Genomic DNA, 23,967 nt, shown 5'->3' on the forward strand with positions numbered 1-23,967 from the left:
CGACTCTTTCGCACTCGCCCGGCCGATGCATCCACTCGATACATTCGCCAGTGGCGCGCGAGCGACGCACGCAGAATCAGGGAGGACATTATGAAAGCAGCAGTACTCGAGGAGTTCAACGCTCCGCTGAACATCACCGACGTCCCAGAGCCCACGCTCACCGATGACGGTGCGATCATCGACGTGCAGGCATGCGGCATCTGCCGCTCCGACTGGCACGGCTGGCGCGGCGAGTGGACGGGCTTTCTCGCTCCGCTGCCTATGATCGGCGGGCACGAAATGAGCGGCATCGTCACCGAGATCGGCAAGAACGTCTCGCGGGTCAAGGTCGGCGATCGCGTGATCGTGCCGTTCACGTGTGGTGACGGCACATGCCAGCACTGCCTCGAGGGCGACTCGAACGTCTGCGACCATCAGACCATGCCCGGATTCACCTACAACGGCGGCTTCGCGCAGTTCGCGCACGTGCCGACCGCAGACTTCAATCTGATCCCGCTGCCCGACGAGGTCGAGTTCACTCAGGCCAGCGGCATGGGATGCCGCTTCATGACCGCCTACCACGGCGTGCTCAGCGTCGGCAAAGTCAAGCCCGGCGAGTGGGTCTCGGTCTACGGAGCCGGAGGCGTCGGCCTGTCGGCCATCCAGATCGCCACTGCGGCCGGTGCCAACGTCATCGCCGTTGACATCGCCGCCGACAAACTCGAGTTCGCCCGCAAGGTCGGCGCCGTGCACACCATCAACAGCTTGGAGACCGACCCTGCCGAGGCTGTGCGCGAGCTCACGCACGGTGGCGCACACGTCAGCATCGACGCCCTCGGCATCAATGCCACGCTGCAGAGTTCACTGCGCAGTGTGCAGCGCAAAGGCCGCGCCGTGCAGATTGGCATGACTGCCATGGGCAAAGCCGGAGACATCCCGATCACCGTCAACGACATCATCGCCAATGAGGTCTCGTACCTCGGATCTTTCGGTATGCCACGCTCGGAATTCCCCCTGCTGCTCAGCCAGGTGGCCACCGGTAAGCTGCGCCCCGGCGACCTCGTCACCGGCGAGACCGACCTGCACGGCATCGAGAAGATCTATCACGACATGGACGAATTCAAGGTGAACGGCGTCACCGTCATCACCGACTTTTCGAAGTAGGTAGATTTCACGCATCACGAGGCTCGGGGCGTGCACAGCCACATATGGCGTGCACGCCCCGAGTCGTCACTGGGCCAGCACGGCTTTCACCGTCGCGAGCTTCATGCCGTAGTCGATGCGCACACGCGGCAGTGCGAGCTTGTCGCTGCCCTGATGCACCGTGCCGCCGGCGACGGTGACCGCGAGGTCGAATCCTGCCTGCCGTACGCCCTGCTCTGCGACGGCGTTGTGATGGCCGAAGGGATAGGCGATGACCTCCTTCGCACCAAGAATGTCGGCTGAGGTCTGCAGATCCTGCGCCACGACTTGGGCCGACTCGTTCACCATGCGCCCCTTGCCGTTCGCCCCGGCACGGTGCATATCGTGCGTGTGCGAGCGCTGCAGCACGAAGCGGTTCGGCGTTGCCTCGGTGCGCGCGCTCGTGATCACGAACGACGTCGCCAGAACCTGATACCGCTCGACGATCGGCGCGGCGAGTTCGAGCCACGATGAGTCTGCGTCGTCGTCGGTGACGATCACCGACTTGCGCGGCAGCGCCAGACGCCCGTCGATGAACGCCTCGAGCTCATCCCAGGTCGGCAGGTAGTACTCGTTCTCGGCGATATAGCGGATGTGATCCTCGAAGTCACCGATGTACGCATAGTTCAGGCGCAGCCAACCGCGCTCGCCCTCCGGCTTCGCCGTGAACTGGTGATACATCAGAATCGGCACCCGCACGTCGGCCGCACGCACCGCATCCGGCGTCTGCCACGCCGCATGCAGCGTGCGCTCGCCGTCAGCGCAGTCGACCAGATGCGCTCCGTTGATTCGGGCGCGCTGATCGGCGGATGCGGCGCTCGCGGCATCTGCATACCAGCCGGCGAACACCCAGCCGGTTCGATCCGGCACCGGCAGATCATGATAGAGCTCGCCGGCGGCCTCGGTGACCGCAGGCTCCTGCACGTCGTCGCCGACGAATGAGATCTCGCAGCGATCGGCACCAGCGGCGCTGCTGCCCCGTGACGCCGCTGAGTTCGGCGCATCGGCTCCACCCGCTCCGTCGGCTCCATCAGCTCTGGCGCCCGCAGGCAGGCCGCCCTGCGCCAGCGGCGGAGGCTTCGGGCCGACGCTCGGAATCAGTGCCCCCACGACGAGGAGCGCCGCAGTGAGCGTGACGAGAGCCGCTGTCAGCAGACGGATCTCGGCGAGACGATGCCGACCACGGGCATGTCGGTACCGTCTGCGACGCTGCGCCTGACTCATTTTGGTTCCCCTCCGCCCGAATGCCGCCGTGCACCCGAACCGCCACAAGTCTGCCTGAGACAAACACGAATTGGTAACAACCGGGTCTGCGACACGACGGCCCGGTCAGCCGCGCCTCGGCTGACAGCGCGGGCACCAGTACACGTCGCGCAGGCGCGTCGCATCGGCACCGAGACGGTCGAAGCGGATCTCCTCGCCGCATCGGCGACAGGGCAGGCCGGCGCGAAAGCAGACATAGAGTCGTTCGCCGCGCCGACGGTTGCCCGTCGTCGTGCGTTCGACGCGGTCGCGGTTCGCACGGATCATCCGTGCGCCGAGGCGCAGCACAGCCAAGGCGTCCACCTGATTCGCCGGGGTGTGCGGGTCGACGCCCCGCAGAAAGCAGATCTCATTGCCGTACTCGTTGCCGAACCCGGCGACGTTGCGCTGGTCGAGCAGGGCGACATGCACCGGGCGCACATCGGCTGACAGCCTCTCGGCGGCAACCTCGAGGCCGCCGTGATCCCACTGCGGCTTCAGCGGGTCGGGCCCGAGATGGTCGATCAGCAGGTGCTCTTCGGCGCGCGGCACGACGCGAACCTCGGCGAGTTCGAAGCCGACCGTCACGATCGTCTCAGTGGCCAGCACGGCTCGTGCCTGATAGCCGGGCGATCGCCAGCGCTGTCCGGGCCGGTAGCGGTCCCACCGCCCCTCCATGCGCAGATGCGAATGCAGCGTGTAGTCGCCGATGTGATGCAGGATGTGCTTGCCGTAGCAGGTCACACGGTCGACCCGGCACCCGGCCAGATCGACCGTCGCCGCCCGCGGCACCCGCACATCGAACCGGGTGAGCGTCTGCCCGTGCAGCGCCTCGTCGAGCGCACGTGCGGTGCGGTAGACAGTGTCTCCTTCTGGCATCAGCGCACCCGCCTGCGCAGTATCAGGCCCCGTGGCGTCTCTTCGAATCCGGCGTCGATCAGCGGTCGCCGCCAGGCCGAGCCGCCGACGGGCTCGCCGTCGATCTTCAGCACGGTGAACGTCGCCAGGTGTCGGCTCTGCACGGTTTCGACCAGGGAGCGTGCTGCGGACTCGCGGCGCGTCTGTCGCTGCGCCGGGTCGTCGGCCGAGGCCGCTTCTGCTGAGACGAACGAGACGGCGGTGCGACCGCCGCGCTCAAGGTAGAGCACAGGCTCGCCGTCGACGATGGTGACCAGCGCGCCAGGGTTGCGCTTCGGGCGCCCCGAGTCGGCCGATTCCGCTTCTGGCCAGGGCAGTGCCGCCCCGAACGGGTTCGCCGGATCGGTCGCCGACAGCGTCAGCGCCTGCCCCGATGACGAGACGTGCAGATCTGCGAACTCCCGCAGTCGATCGACGGTGCCCGATGCCGCGAACTGGGCTCCGCCGAGGCCGTCGATCAGGTAGCCGCGACGGCAGTAGCCGCCGCGCTCGAACTCGGCAAGCAGCTGATACACCTGGGCGAAGCCGCCCGGAAATCCCTCGGCCATGACAGACCCGCGCGTCACCACCCCGTAGCGATCGAGCAGCAGCCCCGCCTGCGCCGAGAGACGCTCTGCCCGCTCGGCGGTGCTGTGCGGCACCAGTGCCCAGCGCCCGGCCAGTCTCGGTTCGGTCGCAGCGGCGTGTGCCGCTCCGGTGCGCATGCTCGAATCGCCCCCGCCGACGGTCTGGTCGTGGGCTCTGGCCTCGCGCACGCGCGCGAACGCGCCCCGGCGGATGCTGCGGCCGGCACTCGGGCGAGTGCGCGTCTTCTGCGCGGCATGGGTTCCGCTGACCGTCGCCCGCAGCGGACCGAGGCTGTCGGTCGTGATCGCCCCGGCCCATGCGAGCTCCCAGACTGCGGCGGTCAGCTGCTCGGTCGAGAATTGTGCACCCCGTGCGATCAGACGCTCACGCAGTTGGTGGGCGAAGAGCGCGCCGTCGTCGCCGAGCACGTCGGCGATCAGCTCTGACAGCCCCGATGGCTTGTCGCTGCCGTCGGAGTCATCGGAGGTCTGCCGCGTGAGATCGAGGGTGTCGGCCAGATGCAGGCTGACGCGCCCGTCATGACCCGGCAGCTCGCCCTCCCCCACCCACAGCACCTGACCGGAGGCGATCAGCTCGTCGAGCATCGCGGGTGTGTAGTCTGCGACACGCTGTGGCAGCACCATCGTCTCAAGCGTCGAGGCAGCCAACGGCAGACCGGCGAGCTGTTCGATCACCGAGAGCAGACCGTCGAGACCTCGCTGCTGGTTCGAGCAGCCCTGCCAGTCGCTCAGGAACATCGCGAAGGCGTGCTGCGGCACCGGTTCGATGCTGCCGCGCAGCTTCGCCAGGCTGCGCGACCGCAGCCGACGCAGCACGTCGCGATGCACCCATTCGACGTCGTCATCGACGTCGGCGGCGGCCGCGTGCTGCGGGCGGAATCGGCCGCGCAGGAGCAGCCCTTCGACGACGAGACGCTCCAGAGCGCCCCGTACCACCGCCGTGCCGAGCCCGAAATGCGTGGCCACCGCTGGTGCGGTGAACGGTCCGTTGGTGGCGGCCCACCGCACGACCAGTTCGCGCAGCGGATCGGAGACAGGTTTCGTGTGGGCATCGGCGACGCCGACCGGCAGCGCTGTGCCCAGTGCGTCGCGCAGCAGGCCGGCGTCTTCGACAGCCGCCCAGACCTCGGCGCCGGCGATGCGCACACGGATCGCACGTCGCGCGTTTTCGAGTTCGCCCAACAGCTCGGCTGCCGCAGGCGACGCCTCGGCGAGGCGGGCGTGCACCTCTGCCGTGCTCAGCGGCCCGAGCATCCGCAGCAGGTCGGCGACGCCCTCGACACCGTGCACACGGAAGGCGGGAGCCGTGCGCTGCAGCTCGGCCTCGACGTCGGTCACCGCTTCGGGGTCGAGCAGCTCGCGCAGCTCCACCTCGCCCAGCAGCTCGCGCAGCAGCTGCGGGTCGACCGTCAGCGCAGCGATGCGGCGCTCGCCCAGGGGCTGATCGCCCTCGTACATGAACTCGCCGACATAGCCGAAGAGCATCGACCTCGCGAAGGGCGAGGGCAGCTCGCAGGCGACCTCGCGCAGACGCACGCGACGCGAGTCGACACGCTGCATCAGGCCGACGAGCGCGTCGATGTCATAGACGTCTTGCAGACACTCGCGCACAGTCTCGAGCACGATCGGAAACTGCGGATGCCGTGCGGCGATCTCGAGCAGTCGGGCCGAACGCTGGCGCTGCTGCCACAGCGGTGACCGGCTGCCGGGTTTGGACGCCCCGAGCAGCAGCGCTCTCGCGGCGCACTCGCGAAAGCGAGCTGCGAAGAGCGCAGACCCGCTCACCTCGGCGGTGACGATCGAGCGGATCTCGTCGGGGTCGAACACGAAGAGCTCCGCCCCCGGCGGCGTGCTCTCGGTGTCAGGGATGCGAACGATGATGCCGTCGTTGCTCGCAATGGCGCTGCCTTCGATGCCGAGCTGCTCTCTCACCCGTGCGGTGACGGCCAGCGCCCACGGTGCATGCACCGCCTGGCCATAGGGAGATTCGAGCACCAGTCGCCAGTCGCCCACGTCGTCGCGGGTGCGTTCGACCGTGAGCGCCCGATCAGTCGGCACCATACCGGTCGCCTCGCGCTGTTCGGCCAGATAGGCCAGCGCGTTCTGCACCGCTCGTCGATCGAGCCCGGCCCGCTGCAGCCGTTCGGCGGCTCCATCGTCTTCGAGCCCGCGCAGCATCTCGCCGAGAGCCTCTCCGAGTTCGGCCGGCCGAGCGGCGCTGTCACCGCGCCAGAACGGCATGCGGCCTGGCTGCCCGAAAGCGGGCACGACGTTGACGCGGTCATGCGTGATCTCGCGAATGCGCCACGAGGTCGTGCCCAGTGTGAAGACGTCGCCGACACGCGACTCATAGACCATCTCTTCGTCGAGCTCGCCCACTCTGGTGCCGCCGCCCTCGTCGCCGGTCACCGCCACGACCCGGAACAGTCCGCGATCGGGAATCGTTCCCCCGCTGGTGATCGCCAGCCGTTTGGCGCCTGGTCGCGCTTCGAGCGTCTGGGCGTCACGATCCCACAGCACGCGCGGGCGCAGCTCTGCGAACTCGCTGGACGGATACCGCCCGGAGAGCAGGTCAAGAGTGGCCACGTATGCGCTGCGCGGCAGCGACGCGAACGGCGCCGCACGTCGCACGGTCTCGAACCAGGCTTCGACGTCAAGCGTCTCGACCGAGGCCGCGGCCACCGTCTGCTGAGCGAGCACGTCGAGCGGGTTCGCCGGCATGTGCAGGTGTTCGATCTCGCCGGCGAGCATACGCTCGGTGACGATGGCGGTCTCAAGCAGCTGCTGGCGATGCGTCGGATAGAACACCGCACGCGAGATGCCGTCGACCTGGTGCCCCGCTCGTCCGACCCGTTGAAGTCCGCTGGCCACTGACGGCGGGGCGTCGATCTGCACGACGAGGTCGACGAGCCCCATGTCGATGCCGAGTTCGAGGCTCGAGGTAGCCACCACGCACCGCAGCCGCCCGCTCTTGAGCGCCTCTTCGACTTCGGCTCGCTGGTCTTTCGAAACCGACCCGTGATGCACCCGTGCCAGCGGTTCGACCTCGGCATCGACGCTCTGCATCTGGGCGTCCAGCTCGTTGAGCCGGGCGGTGACACGCTCTGCGAGCCGTCGGGAGTTGGCGAACACGATCGCCGAGCGCACGCTCCGGATGCGTTTCAGCAGTGACGCCTCGATCGCCGGCCACATCGACCCCACTCTGTGCTCGCCGTCGTCGTTCGCAACGGCGTCGGGGCCGCTCGAAGCGGCTCCCTCGCCCCGGTCGCCAGCCGATGCCACGCTTTCGGGCATCGGCGGGTTCGACATGTCGTCGACAGGCACCTCAACCGTCAGATCGAATCGCCGACGGCGGTCGGGCGCAACCACCTGCACCGGCCGCGAGCCGCCCAGGAATCTTGCGACGGCATCGATCGGACGCACCGTCGCGCTCAGGCCGATGCGCTGCGGCGACGTCTCGAGCAGCCCCTCGAGACGTTCGAGTGAGAGCGCGAGATGCGCACCACGTTTGTCGTCGGCGAGCGCATGGATCTCATCGACGATGACCGTGTGCACTGTGCGCAGCGTCTCGGCCGCCTTGCTGGTGAGCATCAGATAGAGCGACTCAGGCGTGGTGATCAGCACATCGGGCGGGTGTGTCACGAGACGGCGCCGCTCTTTGGGCGTCGTGTCGCCCGAGCGCACGCCGACCGTGATCGGCGGCAGTGTCTCGCCCAGACGCTCGGCGGCCTGGCCGATGCCGATCAGAGGTGCGCGCAGGTTTCGCTCGACGTCGACGCCCAGCGCCTTCATGGGTGAGACATAGAGAATGCGCACGCCTGGCGCCGCTGCGGTTGCGGACTCAGGCGGATCGGCATCGGCACGGGCAGATCGGCGCTCGCGCACGAGCCGGTCGATCGACCAGAGAAACGCCGCGAGCGTCTTGCCCGACCCGGTCGGTGCCACGACCAGTGTGTGCCTGCCTCGTTCGATCGCCTGCCAGGCCCCCACCTGAGCATCGGTCGGCGCCGCGAAGGCCGAGTCGAACCAGGCTCGGGTGGGCTCGGAGAACGGCGCGACTGCCCCGATCTGTGCGTCCGATGTCATGCAGTCATCCTAGGTGCGACCGCTGACACGGTGTGGCGACGGCTGTCCGCCTGAATTGACCAGTTGCTCAATGTAAGGTGAAACCGACGCCGAACAGGCGGTTCAGCCGATCAGTGCGACAGGAGTGCAGCATGCACGCGACAGAGAACGGGTCACCGCAGGCCGGTGTGGCGCAGAAGCCCTCGTCAGGCGCCGGCACCAAAGTCACTATCGCCACCCTGACCATGATGGTCATCGGCTCGATGGTCGGTGCGGGCGTGTTCTCTCTGCCACGTCGGTTCGCCCAAGAGACGGGTGTGCTCGGCGCACTGATCGCCTGGGTCGTCGCCGGCTTCGGCATGCTCATGCTCGCCTTCGTGTTCCAGCGGCTTGCGAAGCGCAAACCCGCACTCGACGCCGGGGTGTACGCCTACGCGAAGGCCGGGTTCGGCCAGTTCGTCGGCTTCTTCTCGGCGATCGGATACTGGGCCAGCGCCTGCGTGGGCAACGTGACGTACTGGGTGCTCATCATGTCGACGCTCGGCGCGCTCTGGCCGGCGCTCGGCGAGGGCGACACCTGGGTGGCGATCCTGCTCAGCTCGATCGGGCTCTGGCTGTTCTTCCTGCTCATCAAACAGGGCGTCAAAGAGGCGACCGCCATCAACCGCATCGTCACGATCGCGAAGCTGGTTCCCATCATCGTGTTCGTGCTGATCGCGATCTTCTGCTTTCACCCCGACGTGTTCGTCGACAACCTGATGGGTGCTGACTACGCCGGCTCGCTCATGACCCAGGTGCGTGACACCATGCTGGTGACGGTGTTCGTCTTCATGGGCGTCGAAGGCGCCAGCGTCTACTCACGCCACGCACAGAGGCGCGAACACGTCGGGCGCGCCACGGTGCTCGGCTTCCTCAGCGTCTTCGCCATCTTCGCCTCGGTGACCGTCGTCTCGTACGGCATCCTGCCGATGGGCGAGATCGCCGCGCTGCGACAGCCGTCGATGGCCGGTGTGCTCGAGGCCGCGGTCGGTCAGTGGGGCACGGTCTTCGTCAGCATCGGACTGATCGTCTCTGTGCTCGGAGCCTACCTGGCCTGGAGCCTGATGGCCGCCGAGGTGCTCTTCGTCGCGGCCAAAGACAGGGATCTCCCCAAGTTCCTCGCCAAACAGACCGGCGACGACGTTCCCGTCAACGCCCTGCTGCTGAGCACCCTGCTCACCCAGGTGGTGCTCGTGATCACCTACTTCTCTGAGGAGGCCTTCGACTTCGCCCTGGATCTGACTGCGGCGCTGTCGCTCATCCCGTACTTCCTGGCCGCGGCCTACGCGCTGAAGCTCGTGGTCACACGAGAGACGTATCTGCACGAGCGGCCGCGCCGTCTTGCCGCCGATGCGGTGATCGCCGTGCTCGCTGTCGTCTACACGCTGTTCCTGATCTACGCGGCGGGCCTGCAGTTCCTCCTCATCTCGATGATCTTCTATGCGCCGGCCACGATCCTCTTCGCGATCACCAGGCGAGAGCAGCATCGACGCGTCTTCGCGACCGGCGAGCTCGTGCTCTTCGCGGTCGTGGTCATCGGCGCGATCGTCGGCGTCGTCGGCCTGGCGCAGGGGCTGATCCAGCTCTGACGCAGCGACATGGCAGGCCCCTTCTCGTTCCACCCGATCCACGCAACTTCTGAAAGGAACCGACATCATGACAGACTCATCAGAGGGCGCCGTACAGACTGCGGTCGGCAGCGGCCGCTCCGAAGCATACGGAGTGCACTCCGAGGTCGGACGACTGCGCAAAGTGCTCGTCGCCGCACCGGGACTCGCCCACGAGAGGCTCACGCCGTCCAACTCCGACGACCTGCTCTTCGACGACGTGCTCTGGGTCGAGAAGGCCCAGCGCGATCACCTCGATTTCAGGAACAAACTCGCGAATCGCGGCGTCGAGGTGGTCGAGCTGCACGAAGTGCTCGCCGAGACGATCGACGTGCCCGGCGCCCGTGCATGGCTGCTCGACCGACTCGTGATCGCGAACACCGTCGGCATCGGTTTGGTCGCTGCGACCCGCGAGTTCCTCGACGAGCTCGACAGCGCATCCCTCGCCCGATACCTCATCGGCGGGCTCGGCCTGCACGACCTGCCCACCGATCTGCACCCCATGCTCGGAAGCCTCGCCCAGTACACCAAGGGCGCTCGCGAGTATCTGCTGCCGCCGCTGCCGAACACGCTGTTCACCCGCGACACCACCTGCTGGATCTACGGCGGCCTGACGCTCAATCCGCTCTACTGGCCGGCACGCCACGGCGAGACCCTGCTCATGAAGGCCATCTACCTCTTTCACCCCGACTTCGTCGGCTCGAGGGTCTGGTGGGGCGACCCCGAACAGGATTGGGCACAGGCGTCGCTCGAAGGCGGCGACGTCATGCCAGTGGGCAACGGCATCGTGCTGATCGGCATGAGCGAGCGCTCGTCACGGCAGGCCATCACGCAGGTGGCGAAGGCGCTCTTCGACGAAGGCGCGGCAACACAGGTGATCGTCGCAGGCATGCCGAAGCTGCGCGCCGCGATGCACCTCGACACCGTCTTCACCTTCGCTGATCGAGATCTCGCGACCGTGCACCCGGCGATCGTCGACGGCGTGCACACGTTCAGCATCCACCCGAGTGACAAGGCGCCCGGCTTCGAGATCGTCGACGAGGGCGACGCCCGCTTCACCGACGTCGTCGCACGAGGTCTGGGGCTGCCCAAGCTGCGTCTCGTCGAGACGGCGGGCGACTTCTACGCCTCAGAGCGTCAGCAGTGGGACAGCGGCAACAACGCCGTGGCCGTCGAGCCGGGTGTGGTCTTCACCTACGACCGCAACACCCAGACGAACGCGGCCCTGCGCAAGGCCGGCGTCGAGGTCATCACCATCGCCGGTGCCGAGCTCGGGCGCGGGCGCGGTGGGGGCCACTGCATGACCTGCCCCATCATCCGCGACGCCGTCGACTGGTAGTCGCGATCGCTTCGGCGGGAGCGCCGTACGCAGGCGCCCCGCCGAACGCTGTGCTCGTGTCCGTTCGACCCCAGCTAGGGTGTATCCATGGTCGGTGTCAGGTTGTCCGAGTCCGAACGCCGTTCGGCCATCGTCCGTGCTGCCCACCGCATTGCGGTGCGCGACGGGCTCGCGATGGTCAGCGGGCGTTCCGTCGCCGCCGAGGCAGAGCTGTCGAGCGGGCTCGTCTACTTCTATTTCTCGACGAAGCTCGGCCTCTTGCACGCTCTGCTCCATGACGTCATCGGACGTGCTCTCGACGGGCCCGCCACCGACTATGGCGCCGACCTCGAACCGCACGAGGCGCTCCAGAGCATGGTCGCCAGCGAGATCCGCGATCTGGAGAGACAGCGCGATGACATCGAGCTGCTCTTTCAGTTCTTCTTCGTGCGACGTGACGAAGAGTTCCGGTCAGAGGTCAATGCCGGGCTCGACGAGTACGGTCGGCGGCTGCAGCCGGTGATCGGGCGCTTCGCCGCGCTGCACGGCCTCGACTCCCGCAGCATCACCGATGCGACGCTCGCGGCGATCCAGGGTGCGGGAGTCGAGCTCGTGCGGCATCCGCAGCGCTACGACGCCGAGCGCATCATCGCCGGACTGCGCGATATGCCGCTGCTCTCGGCCGAAGACTGCTGCAGATGACCGACCGGCCTCACATCACGGCTCAGACGTACTGTTCGTAGGCGGGCAGGTCGAGCACGCCGTTGCCCGACAGCCCCAGCACGATGACTTCGCCGTCGGCCGCCTGTCGAGCATGGGCGATGGCTCCGGCCACCGCGTGCGTCGACTCCGGCGCCGGGATGATGCCCTCGGCTCGAGCGAAGAGCACCCCGGCGGCAAACGCGTCGTTCTGTGCCACGGCGATGGCGTCCATGAGCCCCAAATGCACGGCATGCGAGACGATCGGCGACATGCCGTGATAGCGAAGGCCACCCGCGTGGATCGCCGGCGGCACGAAGTCGCGCCCGAGCGTATACATCTTCAGCAGCGGCGTCAGCCCGGCCACGTCGCCGAAGTCGTAGCGGTACTCCCCCTGCGTCAGCGACGGGCAGGCTGCCGGCTCACAGGCGACCAGACGAGTCGTGGTGCCCTCACGCAGGTTGCGCCCCATGAACGGGAAGGTGAGGCCGGCGAGGTTCGAGCCGCCGCCGGCACAGCCGAAGATCACGTCGGGCACAGACTCGCCGAGCTCGGTCAGCTGCTGCATCGCCTCCTCTCCGATCACGCTCTGATGCAGCATCACGTGGTTCAGCACGCTGCCCAGCGCGTAGTGCGCATGGGGGTCGCCCGCGGCCACCTCGACCGCCTCGCTGATGGCCATGCCGAGCGAGCCGGTGGTGTTCGGGTCTTTGGCCAGCATCGCACGCCCCGCCTCGGTGAGCGTCGACGGCGACGGATGACACGTGCCGCCGTAGACCTCCATCTGGGCACGGCGGTAGGGCTTCGCGTCGTACGACGCACGCACCTGCCATACCTCGACCTCGAGCCCCAGCAGGGCGCCGGCGAGCGACAGCGAGGCACCCCACTGCCCGGCTCCTGTCTCGGTGGTCAGCTTGGTCACGCCCTCGATCGCGTTGTAGTACGCCTGTGCGACCGCCGTGTTGGGCTTGTGCGACCCGGCGGGGCTGCCGCCCTCGTACTTGTAGTAGATGTGCGCCTTGGTGCCGAGCGCCCGCTCGAGGCGCAGCGCCCGCACCAGCGGCGACGGCCGCCACTGTGCATAGATCTCGCGCACCGTCTGCGGAATCTCGATGTAGCGCTCAGTGCTGACCTCCTGCTCGATGAGCGCCTTCGCGAAGAGCGGTTCGAGGTCTTCGGGCTGCAGAGGCTGGTTCGTGCCCGGGTGCAGGTGCGGCGGCACCGGCTCGGGCAGGTCGGCGGCGACGTTGTACCAGTGTGTGGGCACCTGCGAGGGAACCGCTGCGCCGGTCGGCTGCGTGAGTTCGTGGATGCGCTGAAGCGCGTGCTCGCGGGTCTCGTGGGCGGGGTGATTGGGTTCGGCCATTGCGGGTTCCTTCGTTCGGATCGGGCGGCCGGCCCGATGAACGTCTCCCGTGGTGCACGGGCCGTGTCAGCGAGCACGGCCAGCGGAGTGGATGACCGTCAGACGGTCTGCCACCAGTTCTGCTGTGAGAGATGCACCATGGCACTAAGAATGGCGCAGAAGCACGCCGAGCGCAAGCGCGCAGTCGGCATCGGGCACAATGGGGCTATGTCCACTGCACCAGCACCGTTCGGCCTGCTCCTCGATGTCGACGGCCCGATCGCCAGCCCTGTCACCCGCACCGTGCGCCTGCCCGAGATCGCCGACAGCCTCGTCACCCTCGCCGAAGCGGGCGTGCCGATCTCGTTCAACACCGGCCGCTCGACCGCCTTCGTGAGCCGGCAGATCGTCCCGGCTCTGGCATCCGCCGGTCTTGCTGCCGACGCGACCGGCCTCGCGGTCGTCGGCGAGAAGGGCGGAGTCTGGGCGCAGCTCACGGCCGCAGGTCTCGACGACGAGCAGATCGACGTCGATATGCGAGTGCCTCGGGAGGTCGTCGACTTCGGCCGCGAGACAGCGGCCGAGAAGTTCGCCGACACCATGTTCTTCGACGACACGAAGCGCACCATGATGACGCTCGAGATGATCGCCGGCAGCGACCATGCGGCGTTCCTTTCAGCGAGGGATGCCCTGGTGCGGGATCTGATCGAGCTGCGCGCCCGCCTCGGAGCCGTGCAGCTGCGCATCGACCCGACCGTGATCAGCTGCGACGTCGAGGTCTCTCACAGCGGCAAGGCGCTGGGTGCCCGTCGCTCGCTCGAGCTGTTGGGCGAGCATTCCGCGCTGCCGAAGCGCTGGTTCACCGTCGGCGACTCACGCAGTGACTACACCATGGCCGACTGGCTGCACGCGCAGGGCTACGACGTCACCCACGTCGACGTGCAGCCGGGCTCGCCGAGCTCACCGGGCGCCGCCGCCGACGGCACGCTGCACAAACCATATGAGGTCACGACCATCGCCGACCCGCTGGCTCCGGGTCAGCTTCTCACCGACGACGACGCCGGTGCGGCCCTGCTGCGGCGCTGTGTCGCTCTGCTGGGCTGAGCGTCGTCGAATGCTGGCGAAATCACCGACCCTCTGTGACGATCTGGTGAATTCACAGCTGTTTCTGGCCGAAACATGCCCCGCTCGGGCGATCAGAACGGTAGCCTGAAAGCGGTTCTACCCTTTGGAGGCAAACTGTCGTGATGAATGTCGTCAGCTACAACCTGCGCAAGAACCGTGCTCTGTGCGAGCTCGATGATCTCACCCGTCGAACCGATCCCGACGTGCTCTGTCTGCAGGAGTGTGACATCGACTCCCTGCCGACCGAGATCGGGTCGCTGCGGCTTGCAGAGGCCACCCGAGGCAATCGTCTCGGCATCTCGGTCTTCTACCGCGCCGACCGGTTTCGCCTGATCGGATCGCAGACCTACCAGCTCAAGAAGTCTCTGCACGACCGTGTCGCCGCACCCGCTCACGAGCGTCTGGTCGCGACCCGACTGATGGATCTCACCCGAGATCGCGAGCTGATGGTGGCCTCGTTTCACGGGGCACCGCTCACCGCGCTCAACTCGCTGCGCCGCAATCAGATTCGCACCTCGTTCGAGCGACTCGCACAGTTCGGTGCGGGTCTGCCCTCGTTGATGGTCGGCGACTACAACTACCCGTTCTTCCAGCGTCACCTGCAGGAGCGCGTGCGCACGCACGGCTATGAGCTGACCGCGACGGAGCAGCGCACCTATCAGCGCTATCGCATCTTCCGTGGACGCTATGACATGGCGACGTCGACCGGTTTCACGGTCAATCGCGTCACCTCGCTGCCGCAGGGACTCTCCGACCACCACCCGATTCTGGTGAACGCCTCGTACGACGACTCTATGAGCGCCGCTGCGACGCTCTCCAGCGTCGCGCCGAAGCATGGCCACGGCCCCAAGAGCAACACGCCGACCACTTTCGTTCCCGGTCTCGTCTGAAGCCTGAACTCACCGGTTCTGCCGCGTCTTTCGGGTGCCTCTCGTGATGCGTGCACGGTCGTTTGAGGCCGGCCTCTCGCCATCACGCCGTCACGAGCGGTATTGTGTCATGTGGTCCTGATGTGGTCTGACCACAATCGCTGCCCTCTGGCGCCCGACCGATTCTGACGACGACGTCGCTCATTTCCCGACTGAACGGCGCTCGTGTGTGCTGTTCCGGCATGCACGAAAGGCACTCTGTCATGTGGACGCAACCGCTTGATCCGACTGGCAACCTCGCTCTCTCAGCGGGGCTCGCCGCCGTTCCGGTGATCTTCTTCCTGGTCGCACTGGTCGGTTTCAAGATGAAGGGCACGACCGCTGCGGCCATCGCCGCTGTGCTCGCCGTCATCGTCGCCTTCATCGGCTTCGGCATGCCGGCGTCGGCCATCGGCGGTGCAGCGCTTGACGGTGTGCTCAACGGCCTGTGGCCGATCGGCTACATCATTCTGATGGCGGTGTGGCTGTACAAGCTCGCCGTGCGCAGCGGCAAGTTCGATGTGATTCGCAACAGCATCTCGGGCATCGCTGCCGACCAGCGCATCCAGGTGCTGCTGATCGCCTTCTGCTTCGGTGCGTTCCTCGAAGGTGCGGCCGGCTTCGGCGTGCCGATCACCATCTGTGCCGCCCTGCTGCTGACGCTGGGCTTTCCCGGGCTGAAGGCCGCGGTGCTCGCCCTCATCTCGAACGCCGCAGCAGGTGCCTTCGGCGCCATCGGCATCCCCGTGATCATCGCCGCACGCCAGGGCGACGTCCCGATCCCCGAGCTGTCGGGCATGATGGTGCTGGTCGGTCAGCTGCCCACGATCATCATCCCGTTCCTGCTGGTCGCCATTCTCGACGGCTTCCGAGGCATCCGCGAGGTGCTGCCCGCCCTGATCACCGTGGTCGTCGCGTTCAGCGGTTCTCAGGCGGTACTGCTGCTCGTGCTCGGACAGCCCGACCTGGCCGACATCATCCCGTCGATCGTGGCTCTCGCCGCCCTCGCCGTGCTGTCGCGCTTCTGGAAGCCGAAGCGCACCTTCCGCATGCCCGGTGCTCCCGAACCGGTCAGCGAGCACTACACCCCGCGTCAGCTGGTCAGCGCCTGGTCGCCCTTCCTGTTTCTGACCGTGCTCATCCTGATCTGGAGCGCCCCCTTCTTCGCAAACCTCTTCGATCGTTCGAAGGGCGGTGCGCTCTCCGCACTGAGCCTGCCGGTTGCGATTCCCGGTCTCGACGGCCAGGTCACGGCTGCGGGCGCGGATGCCCCGATGACCGCGGTGTGGACGTGGTCGCCGATCGGCGCCGCCGGCACCGCCATCCTGGTGTCGGTGCTGCTCACCGCGCTGACCAGCAGCGCACTCACATGGAAGCAGGTCGGCGAAGAGTTCGTCGCCTCGGTCAAGATGCTCTGGCAGCCGATCCTCTTGATCCTGCTCATCATGATCGTCGCCTACATCGCGAACTTCTCCGGCGGCTCGACGACCATCGGCCATGCGCTGGCGAGCGTCGGCGCTCTGTTCCCGCTGCTCTCACCGGTCATCGGATGGCTGGGCGTGTTCATCACGGGCTCGGTCGTCAACAACAACACGCTCTTCGCCCACCTGCAGTCGGTGACCGCGACCGAGATCGGCACCAATCCCACCCTGTTGGTCTCGGCCAACGTGGCCGGTGGTGGCATCGGCAAAATCGTCTCGCCGCAGTCGATCGCCGTGTCGTCGGCGGCCGTCGGCCTGGCCGGCAAGGAGTCGGCGATCATGCGCGCCGCTCTCCCCTACAGCCTCGGACTGCTCGTCGTGCTGTCGTTGTGGGTCTTCGCCCTCTCGGCGATGCTTGGCTGATCTCGCTCCGCTCGCGACAGCTGAGGGGTGGCTGCGCGCTCTGCAAGCGCGAGTGCTGTTGCCGATGCCGCACTGATTTAGGATGGGATCCGTGTTCGGGGCTCCGAGCACGGATCCCATGATCGAGGACCGCCATGTTCACCGCGCCGCTTGCCAGTCTGCTGGCGACGCTCGCACACATCCTCATCGTGCTCGTCTCGGCGATCGTCATCTCGCTGCGTCGACCGCCGCAGACGGCCATCGCATGGGTACTCGCCATCATGTTCATCCCCGTGGTCGGAGTGATCGCATTCCTCACCATCGGCATCGGGCGCCTGCCTCGCTGGCGCCAGCGTCGTCAGATCGAGATCAACTCGGCGCTCGCCGCGCGTGACGAGGTCACCGCATACCGCACCGTCCCGGAGTCGCCAGAGTGGATGCCCTCTGCGGTTCGCCTCAACGAACGGCTGACCGCGCTGCCCATGGTGGGTGACAACACGCTGCAGCTGATCGATTCGTACCAGGGGTCGCTGCAGGCCATGATCGACGACATCGATGCGGCGACCGAGTATGTGCACGTGGAGTTCTACATCTTGGTGCACGACGCATCGACAGCGCCCTTCTTCGAGGCGCTGCGACGTGCTCGAGATCGCGGCGTGACCGTGCGCGCCCTCTCAGATCACCTCTCGGGTCTCGGCTATCCGGGCCGTCGCACGACGAAGCGGATGCTCTCAGAGATGGGCGCGCAGTGGCACGCGATGCTGCCGCTGCGGCCCTGGCGCGGGCAGTGGCAGCGGCCAGACATGCGCAACCATCGCAAGATCGTCACCATTGACGGCAAGGTGGCCTACACCGGTTCGCAGAACCTGATCGACGACAGCTATCTGAAGCCGAAGAACGTGCGACGAGGGCTGCACTGGCAGGAGCTGATGGTCCGTGTCGAGGGTCCGCTCGTCGGCGAGCTCGACGCCGTCTTCATGTCCGACTGGTTCAGCGAATCAGGCGAACGGCTCACACCGATGGCTCCTTCGCCCGCCGCCGAGCCTCGCACAGGCATGCCGACGGTGGTCGGAGCCGATGCACAGGTCGTACCCAGCGGGCCGAGCTTCGCCAGCGACAACTCGCTCAAGCTGTTCGTGCTGCTCATTCAGAACGCCCGACACCGCATCAGCATCACCAGCCCCTACTTCGTACCGGACGAGGCGACCCTGCTCGCACTGCTCACCGCTGCCGCTCGCGGAGTGGACGTCGAGCTCTTCGTCTCTGAGATCGGTGATCAGGCGTTCGTGTACTACGCACAGCGCTCGTACTACGAGGCCCTGCTCAACGTCGGCGTCTCGATCTATCTGTACCGCTCGCCGACGGTGCTGCATTCCAAGCACTTCTCCATCGACGACGAGGTCGCCGTGATCGGCTCCAGCAACATGGACATCCGCTCGTTCAGTCTGAATATGGAGATCTCAGTGCTGGTGCGAGACGCCGATTTCGTTGATCAGCTGCGCGCAGTCGAAGCCGACTATCGCGCCAACAGCATCCGTCTCAATGCCTCCGACTGGCGGCGTCGCCCCACACGCGAGAAGGCGAAAGAGGGCATCGCCCGGCTCACGGCCCAGCTCCAGTAACCGGTGGTCGTGGTCGCGCCGCCGGACGGCCCCTTCAGGCTGTCGCCCGTCGCTGTGCGCCTCGCTCAGACCATCGCCCCACTCTTGCACTTTTCGATATATCGGTATATATTTCTAATCATCTAGATCGCGATATATCGCGATAGTCATAAAGGAGAACATCGTGAGACACGAACATCACAATCATCATCACCATCACGAGCCCGGCTTCGGCGGCCCCGACTTTGACGGATGCGGCCATGACGGCGGCTTCGGCGACCGCGGCCGCAGACGGTCGCACGGCAGAGGTCCAGGAGCTGGCGGTCCCGGCTTTGGTGGACCGGGTTTTGGGGGCCCAGGCTTCGGAGGCCCGGGCTTCGACCCGCGCGGCGGCTTCGGACACGGCGGGCGCGGCCGTGCACGCCGAGGCGACACCCGACTGGCGATTCTGTCGCTGCTGAACGACGAGCCGGCGAACGGCTACGGCATCATCAAACGCATCGCCGAGCGCACTGACGACAGCTGGCGCCCCAGCCCCGGGTCGATCTACCCCACGCTGCAGCAGCTGACCGAAGAGGGGCTCATCACCGCAAGCGGAGAGAACGGCGCCCACGAACTCACCGCCGCAGGCGTCGCATACGTCCGCGAACACGCCGAGCAGATCGCGCACATCTGGGACGCCCGGCCTCAGCGCGGCGAGCACGGAGGACTGCGCGAAGCGGCGCATGCGCTCATGACCGTCATCGGCGACTTCCGTCACTCGACGCAGCAGCAGCGAGACGCGGCGATCGACGAGCTCAAGCGCACTCGCAAAGCGCTCTTCCGCATCCTGGCCTCTGACGACGAGGCGCATGGGCAGGCCGAGGAGGACACCGACACGAAGTAGAATTCGGTGCTATGACCTCTGCCAGCGACTCCAGCGACCGCCGATATCCGGCACAGCACCACAGCATCCTCGATGACGTCGTCGGCATAGGCAGTGGTGTGTTCGCTGCGTCGCTCGGGCTGTATCTGCTGCACTCGGCGGGCGTGGTCACCGGCGGCACGGCGGGCCTCTCGCTGCTGCTGGCCTACGCCACGCCGGTTCCCTTCGGTGTGCTGTTCATGGTGGTCAACCTGCCGTTCTTCGTGCTGGCGGTGCGACAGCGCGGATGGAACTTCACCATCCGCACGGTCATCTCGGTCGCTGCCGTGTCAGCGCTCACTCCCCTGCATCCGGCGATGCTCGGAACGCTGGCAGAGAATCCCGTCTACGGGGCGGTCGCCGGAAACCTGCTCGCCGGCATCGGCCTGCTGATCCTCTTTCGGCATCACGCGAGCCTCGGCGGGTTCAACATCATGGCCCTGATCATTCAGGATCGATGGGGATGGCGCGCCGGCTACGTGCAGATGGCGTTGGACGTGATCATCGTGGCCGCCTCGTTCTCCGTCACCTCGCCGATGAACGTGCTGCTCTCTGCCATCGGTGCAGTGATCATGAACCTGGTCATCGCGCTCAACCATCGCCCAGGACGCTACCTCGGGTTCTGATCGACCCGACTGACACGACGGTGGCGGAGCGTTTCGCGGTTCGGTGCCTCAGCAGTTCAGCGATTCAGCTCCTCACCGGTTCAGCCAGAGGCTGTAGAACGACGGCCGCCCCACCGATTCCGTGTCGAACCCCTGTACCGCAGAGCTCGTCCCATAGACCAGGGGCTCTTCGTAGATGGGCAGCACATATGCCTGCTCTGTGACATAGTCCTGCACGGCTTCGCTCGCACGCTGACGCTCTTCGGCGCTCGGCCTGCTGGCCACGGCGCGCAGCAGCTCCTCCAGATGCGGGTCGCCGTACGATCCGTCGGTCTTGTCCAGGTTCAGAAAGACGTTGCGATTGTCTCCCGAGTACTGGCTCTTGATGACGTCGTAGTCGGCTCGCCCGACCATCTGGTGATAGACCTGCACCGTGTCCTGGTCGAGAGCGGCGGCGTTCTGCGCCGCCTGATCGCCTTGGAAGAGCCTCACCTCGACGCCCACCTCTTTGAGCTGCTCCTGCAGGATCGTGACCAGCTCCTTCGATCTCGGCAGCGGGATGGCGTGATTGACGGTGAGGGTCAGCCGCTCACCGTCCTTGGTGCGAATGCCGTCATCACCGACGTGCCATCCGGCTTCGTCCAGCAGATCACGTGCCCGCTGTCGGTCGTATCGGTAGGCGGCCGATTCGTCTTTGTAGCCGAGTGCACTCTTCGCCAGCGGCGAGGTGGCCAGCGGGTAGCTCGCGGTGTAGAGCTGATCGAGTATCTGCTGCCGGTCGACACCCGCGATGAGCGCCTGCCGCACTCGGATGTCACTGAGCCGTCGATCTCTGAACCGGAACTGCAGCGCGTTGTCGATGCCGTTCGTGCTGGCGACGTGCAGACTCTGTCCTGCGCCGGTGACCTGCGCCTCATCCGGCGGATCGATCTGGCGGGCAACGTCAGCCTGACCGGCGACGAGCGTGCCCACCCGAGTGCTGCTCTCGGGCGTCACGACCACCTTCACCGCATCGACGCGAGCTCTGCCCTGATGCGCGAGCGACGGCGGCGCCCAGTCGTACCCTTCACGAGCCGTGAGCGTGTACTCCGTGTTCAGCTGCTCGTCGGTGACGACGAACGGGCCGCTGCCGACGATCTGCTTCGCCTGCCCGGGCGCGAAGCCCTCGGAGTCGCGATCGAGGGTGGCGTTCGACAGCAGGCCGGAGTTGATGGTCGACGTCGCCTGAGCGAACCCCGGGGCAGGTGCCGAGAAGTGGAAGCGAACGGTGTGTTCGTCGACGGCCTCGGCATGGTCATAGTTGTTCAATGCCTCCGAGACGGTCAGCTTGCGCTGCTTGTCCCCCTTGCCGTAGAGGTCGAAGTTCTTAACGACGTTGGCGGCGTCGAGCGGCGTGCCGTCCGAGTAGGTCACCCCTTCGCGCAGCCTGAACGTGTACTCGGTCGCGTCCGTGTTCACAGCGGGCAGTGCGCTCGCGATCCAGGGCTCGAGCTCCAGCGTCTCGGCGTTCTGATAGAGCAGCCGGTCGGTGAGGTTGTTGACGATGCTGCCGTTCGGGTAGAAGCCGGCTGCGGGCGGGTAGAGCCCGCTGAAGGCCTGCGGCTCGAGGTAGATGACCGTGCCGCCTGACTTGGGCTCGCCCACTGCCTGTGCCGATTGGTCGGCGGCAGAGCATCCTGCGAGCAGTGTGGATGCGGTGGCCGCCGAGAGAACCACGGCAAGCAGTCGATTCCTCCGTTGTGGTCGCATGATTGATCCTCCTGAGGTTGCTGACATGACTGCATCAGTAAGCCATCTCATCCCGCTCGGGCACATCTTTCGGCGTCACTGGAGGTAACGATCGCTCAGGAGCACCGGCTCGCATAGGGCTCGGCCTGCCGGTGTGATGTGCAGAGGCATGAGACGCCGGCTCACCATCCGGCCCCTGTCGCACGAACGCACTAGGCTGGGCACACGACGGCATCGTCCGATGTGGTCACGGCAATCGAGGAGGCATCAATGGCAAAGCTCAAAGATCAGGCGCTCGAGACCAAAGGCGAAGTCAAAGGCAGAGTCAAGGGCGGTTCGAAGGTCTTCGGCTTCGTGGCCGGCGCCGCACAGCTCGCATTGGCCGCCTATGCCGGCTCGGATCTCGTGAAGCGTCCCGAGTCGCAGATCAACGGCCCGAAGGCGCTCTGGGCCGGTGCGCTCGCGCTCAACTGGGTCGGTCCGACCGCTTATCTGCTGCTGGGCCGCAAAGAGACCTTTGACCAGGTCAAGGGCTTCGTCGACGGGCTGCAGAAGCGGGCATGACCGAACAGCTGGGTCGTGACGCTCAGGGGCGTCTGGACGAGGCGTGGGATGAGGCGCAGCTGCCGCGATACAACCTCGCGGTGATCGGGGCGACCGGCGCTGGCAAGAGCACACTGATCAACGCCGTCTTCGGCGAGGATCTGGCGGCTACCGGCGTCGGCGCTCCGGTCACACAGCAGGTCTCGCTGTACACGAACGACGAAGGCACTCTCGGCCTCTACGACTTCAAAGGAGTCGAGAGCTTCGATCAGCTGCGCGATGTGGTTCGTTCGTTCAAGAAGACCTATGCCGAGCGTGCGAAGGCCGGCGAGCCCATCCACGGCATCTGGTTCTGCATCAAGGCGGCCGATCGACGCTTCGATCAGACTCAGCGGCGTCTCGTCGAAGATCTTGCGGCTCTCGACGTCCCCGTGTTCCTCGTGATCACGCAGACACCGTGGAAGGCCGGCATTGGCTTTCCTCCCGACGTGCAGCAGTTCGTCGACTATCTCACGTCGCTGCGGCTGCCCATCGAAACGGGCAGGCCGGTGCCGATCGCCGCAGTGGACGACCCGTTCGCCGGCACACAGGCCTTCGGCCTCGAGCATCTTGTGGAGGTGTCCCTCGAAGCGGCCCCAAAAGGCGTGAGCGCGGCGCTGGCCGCGGCACAAAGCGTCAGCATCGGCGTCAAACACGGCGCCGCGCGTAAGGTCATCGCCCTGGCGTCGACGACCGCCACGGGGATCGGTGCGATTCCCATTCCCGTCGCAGATGCGGTGCCGCTGATGGCCGTGCAAGTGGGTATGCTGCGCAGGATCGCCTCGATCTACGGCATCTCGCTGACCAAGCAGGCGACGGTCGCGCTGGTCGCTCAGCTGACCAGCGCCCTTGCCGGCAAGACACTCGCCACGAGCCTGCTGAAGCTCGTACCGGGCGCCGGCTGGGTGATCACCGGCGCGGTCGCCGGCGGCGTCACGACGGCGCTCGGCTACGCATGGCTCAAGCTCTGCGAGAATCATCTGGCCGGCGACCTCGACATCTTCGACTATCTGCAGTCGAACCGACTTGCGGCGCTGCTGCTCGAGCTGGCCGCCCAGAACCTCCAGGGGCGCGTCCACCGACGCCGATGAGGTGCACCCGGCCCCAGTCGCCCTCCGCTGCCGAGGTCAGCGCCCGCTCGACTGTCACGGCAGAGTCCGTCTGCCCGCCGACGCGCAGCCTGATGGTTCGTCCAACGAGTCGAGCCAGCCGCAGGTGCAGCTGCTCTGCATCGAACGGATCGACCGCCAGCGCAAGCGCCCTGCGCAGCCGATCGACTCGGTCGATCAGCAGACCGTGCGGTGCTCGCGCTGATCCCGCCGGCGACGAAGCCGGCAGCGCAATCCGCGAGGCCTCGAAGACGCGCAGCCACCGTCTGACAATCCTCTCCGCTCGCGATGTGGCGCAGGCACAAGGCGATGAACGCCTCGGCGAGAACGGTCGCGGTGGTGGTGCCATCTCCCGCCGCCGAATGGGCCGCGCTCGAGGCGGTGCAGATCAGCTGGGCGCCCATGTCTGCGATCGGGTCGTCGAGGTGGATGCTGTGGACGATTGTCGCACCGTCGTTGGTCGTGATGACACGGCCGTCTGGCAGACCGATCACGACGTTGCGTCCGGCAGGGGCAGTCGGTATCTGCTTCCCATCCCGGCTGTCGTCCGTGCTCTTCACCGATGATCGGAGCGACGTTCACGTTCTGGTCACTCCCCTGT

At 66.6% G+C, this 23,967-nt stretch carries 18 protein-coding genes; 12 read left to right on the forward strand and 6 right to left on the reverse strand.

Annotated features, from left to right (window positions below; genetic code table 11):
- Positions 1–90: 90 nt before the first annotated feature.
- A complete protein-coding gene (locus F8O09_RS02530; protein ID WP_158031153.1) occupies positions 91–1,143 on the forward strand; it encodes a zinc-dependent alcohol dehydrogenase family protein in 1,053 nt (350 codons plus the stop codon).
- A gap of 66 nt (positions 1,144–1,209) precedes the next feature.
- On the opposite strand, the gene F8O09_RS02535 is transcribed toward F8O09_RS02530, so the two are convergent.
- The 3 genes from F8O09_RS02535 to F8O09_RS02545 all read right to left on the reverse strand — a co-directional run bounded on the left by F8O09_RS02535 (position 1,210) and on the right by F8O09_RS02545 (position 7,994).
- Positions 1,210–2,385 carry a polysaccharide deacetylase family protein gene (locus F8O09_RS02535; protein WP_158053826.1) on the reverse strand — a complete coding sequence of 392 codons (1,176 nt, stop codon included), beginning with the start codon at positions 2,383–2,385 and terminating at the stop codon, positions 1,210–1,212.
- A 105-nt stretch (positions 2,386–2,490) separates the two neighbouring features.
- On the reverse strand, positions 2,491–3,282 hold the full coding sequence (locus F8O09_RS02540; RefSeq protein ID WP_158053827.1) for a DNA-formamidopyrimidine glycosylase family protein: 792 nt from the start codon (positions 3,280–3,282) through the stop codon (positions 2,491–2,493).
- Complete coding sequence (locus F8O09_RS02545) at positions 3,282–7,994, reverse strand: ATP-dependent helicase (RefSeq protein ID WP_158053828.1); 4,713 nt, start codon at positions 7,992–7,994, stop codon at positions 3,282–3,284. Before F8O09_RS02545 ends, F8O09_RS02540 begins: the two co-directional genes overlap by 1 nt.
- A gap of 131 nt (positions 7,995–8,125) precedes the next feature.
- Between F8O09_RS02545 and F8O09_RS02550 the strand changes: the two genes are divergently transcribed.
- The 3 genes from F8O09_RS02550 to F8O09_RS02560 all read left to right on the forward strand — a co-directional run bounded on the left by F8O09_RS02550 (position 8,126) and on the right by F8O09_RS02560 (position 11,639).
- Positions 8,126–9,601, forward strand: a complete 1,476-nt coding sequence (locus tag F8O09_RS02550) for a basic amino acid/polyamine antiporter (protein ID WP_158053829.1) — start codon at positions 8,126–8,128, stop codon at positions 9,599–9,601.
- A 67-nt stretch (positions 9,602–9,668) separates the two neighbouring features.
- Positions 9,669–10,958, forward strand: coding sequence for an arginine deiminase (locus F8O09_RS02555; protein ID WP_158053830.1), 1,290 nt, complete (start codon positions 9,669–9,671; stop codon positions 10,956–10,958).
- Positions 10,959–11,045: 87 nt separating this feature from the next.
- Complete coding sequence (locus F8O09_RS02560) at positions 11,046–11,639, forward strand: TetR/AcrR family transcriptional regulator (RefSeq protein ID WP_158053831.1); 594 nt, start codon at positions 11,046–11,048, stop codon at positions 11,637–11,639.
- Positions 11,640–11,661: 22 nt separating this feature from the next.
- Here F8O09_RS02560 and F8O09_RS02565 read toward each other — a convergent pair whose 3' ends face one another.
- Positions 11,662–13,002 carry a TrpB-like pyridoxal phosphate-dependent enzyme gene (locus F8O09_RS02565; RefSeq protein ID WP_158053832.1) on the reverse strand — a complete coding sequence of 447 codons (1,341 nt, stop codon included), beginning with the start codon at positions 13,000–13,002 and terminating at the stop codon, positions 11,662–11,664.
- Between the two features lie 138 nt (positions 13,003–13,140).
- On the opposite strand from F8O09_RS02565, the gene F8O09_RS02570 reads away from it, so the two are divergent.
- From F8O09_RS02570 to F8O09_RS02595, 6 genes are all read left to right on the forward strand, one after another.
- Complete coding sequence (locus F8O09_RS02570; protein ID WP_225732820.1) at positions 13,141–14,085, forward strand: hypothetical protein; 945 nt, start codon at positions 13,141–13,143, stop codon at positions 14,083–14,085.
- A gap of 143 nt (positions 14,086–14,228) precedes the next feature.
- Positions 14,229–14,996: an endonuclease/exonuclease/phosphatase family protein gene (locus F8O09_RS02575; protein WP_158031145.1), complete on the forward strand. Its 768-nt coding sequence runs from the start codon at positions 14,229–14,231 to the stop codon at positions 14,994–14,996.
- 242 nt (positions 14,997–15,238) lie between these two features.
- Positions 15,239–16,858, forward strand: a complete 1,620-nt coding sequence (locus F8O09_RS02580; protein WP_158053833.1) for an L-lactate permease — start codon at positions 15,239–15,241, stop codon at positions 16,856–16,858.
- A gap of 134 nt (positions 16,859–16,992) precedes the next feature.
- Positions 16,993–18,459 carry a cardiolipin synthase gene (gene cls / locus F8O09_RS02585; protein WP_158053834.1) on the forward strand — a complete coding sequence of 489 codons (1,467 nt, stop codon included), beginning with the start codon at positions 16,993–16,995 and terminating at the stop codon, positions 18,457–18,459.
- A 163-nt stretch (positions 18,460–18,622) separates the two neighbouring features.
- Positions 18,623–19,324 carry a PadR family transcriptional regulator gene (locus F8O09_RS02590; protein WP_158053835.1) on the forward strand — a complete coding sequence of 234 codons (702 nt, stop codon included), beginning with the start codon at positions 18,623–18,625 and terminating at the stop codon, positions 19,322–19,324.
- An 11-nt stretch (positions 19,325–19,335) separates the two neighbouring features.
- On the forward strand, positions 19,336–19,968 hold the full coding sequence (locus tag F8O09_RS02595) for a YitT family protein (RefSeq protein WP_158053836.1): 633 nt from the start codon (positions 19,336–19,338) through the stop codon (positions 19,966–19,968).
- Positions 19,969–20,040: 72 nt separating this feature from the next.
- Here the strand turns inward: F8O09_RS02595 and F8O09_RS02600 are convergent, their stop codons facing one another.
- Positions 20,041–21,696, reverse strand: coding sequence for a TIGR04028 family ABC transporter substrate-binding protein (locus tag F8O09_RS02600; protein ID WP_158053837.1), 1,656 nt, complete (start codon positions 21,694–21,696; stop codon positions 20,041–20,043).
- Between the two features lie 249 nt (positions 21,697–21,945).
- On the opposite strand from F8O09_RS02600, the gene F8O09_RS02605 reads away from it, so the two are divergent.
- Complete coding sequence (locus F8O09_RS02605) at positions 21,946–22,239, forward strand: PLDc N-terminal domain-containing protein (protein WP_158031139.1); 294 nt, start codon at positions 21,946–21,948, stop codon at positions 22,237–22,239.
- Positions 22,236–23,348: a YcjF family protein gene (locus tag F8O09_RS02610; RefSeq protein WP_158053838.1), complete on the forward strand. Its 1,113-nt coding sequence runs from the start codon at positions 22,236–22,238 to the stop codon at positions 23,346–23,348. The genes F8O09_RS02605 and F8O09_RS02610 overlap by 4 nt, the downstream gene beginning before the upstream one ends.
- Here the strand turns inward: F8O09_RS02610 and F8O09_RS10640 are convergent.
- Positions 23,264–23,926 (reverse strand): TCP-1/cpn60 chaperonin family protein, encoded by a 663-nt coding sequence (locus F8O09_RS10640; RefSeq protein ID WP_158053839.1) that lies wholly within the window; start codon positions 23,924–23,926, stop codon positions 23,264–23,266. The genes F8O09_RS02610 and F8O09_RS10640 overlap by 85 nt on opposite strands.
- Positions 23,927–23,967 lie beyond the last annotated feature (41 nt).

Origin of the sequence: Pseudoclavibacter sp. CFCC 11306 (genome assembly GCF_008831235.1) — a bacterium.
Classification (GTDB): domain Bacteria; phylum Actinomycetota; class Actinomycetes; order Actinomycetales; family Microbacteriaceae; genus Pseudoclavibacter_A.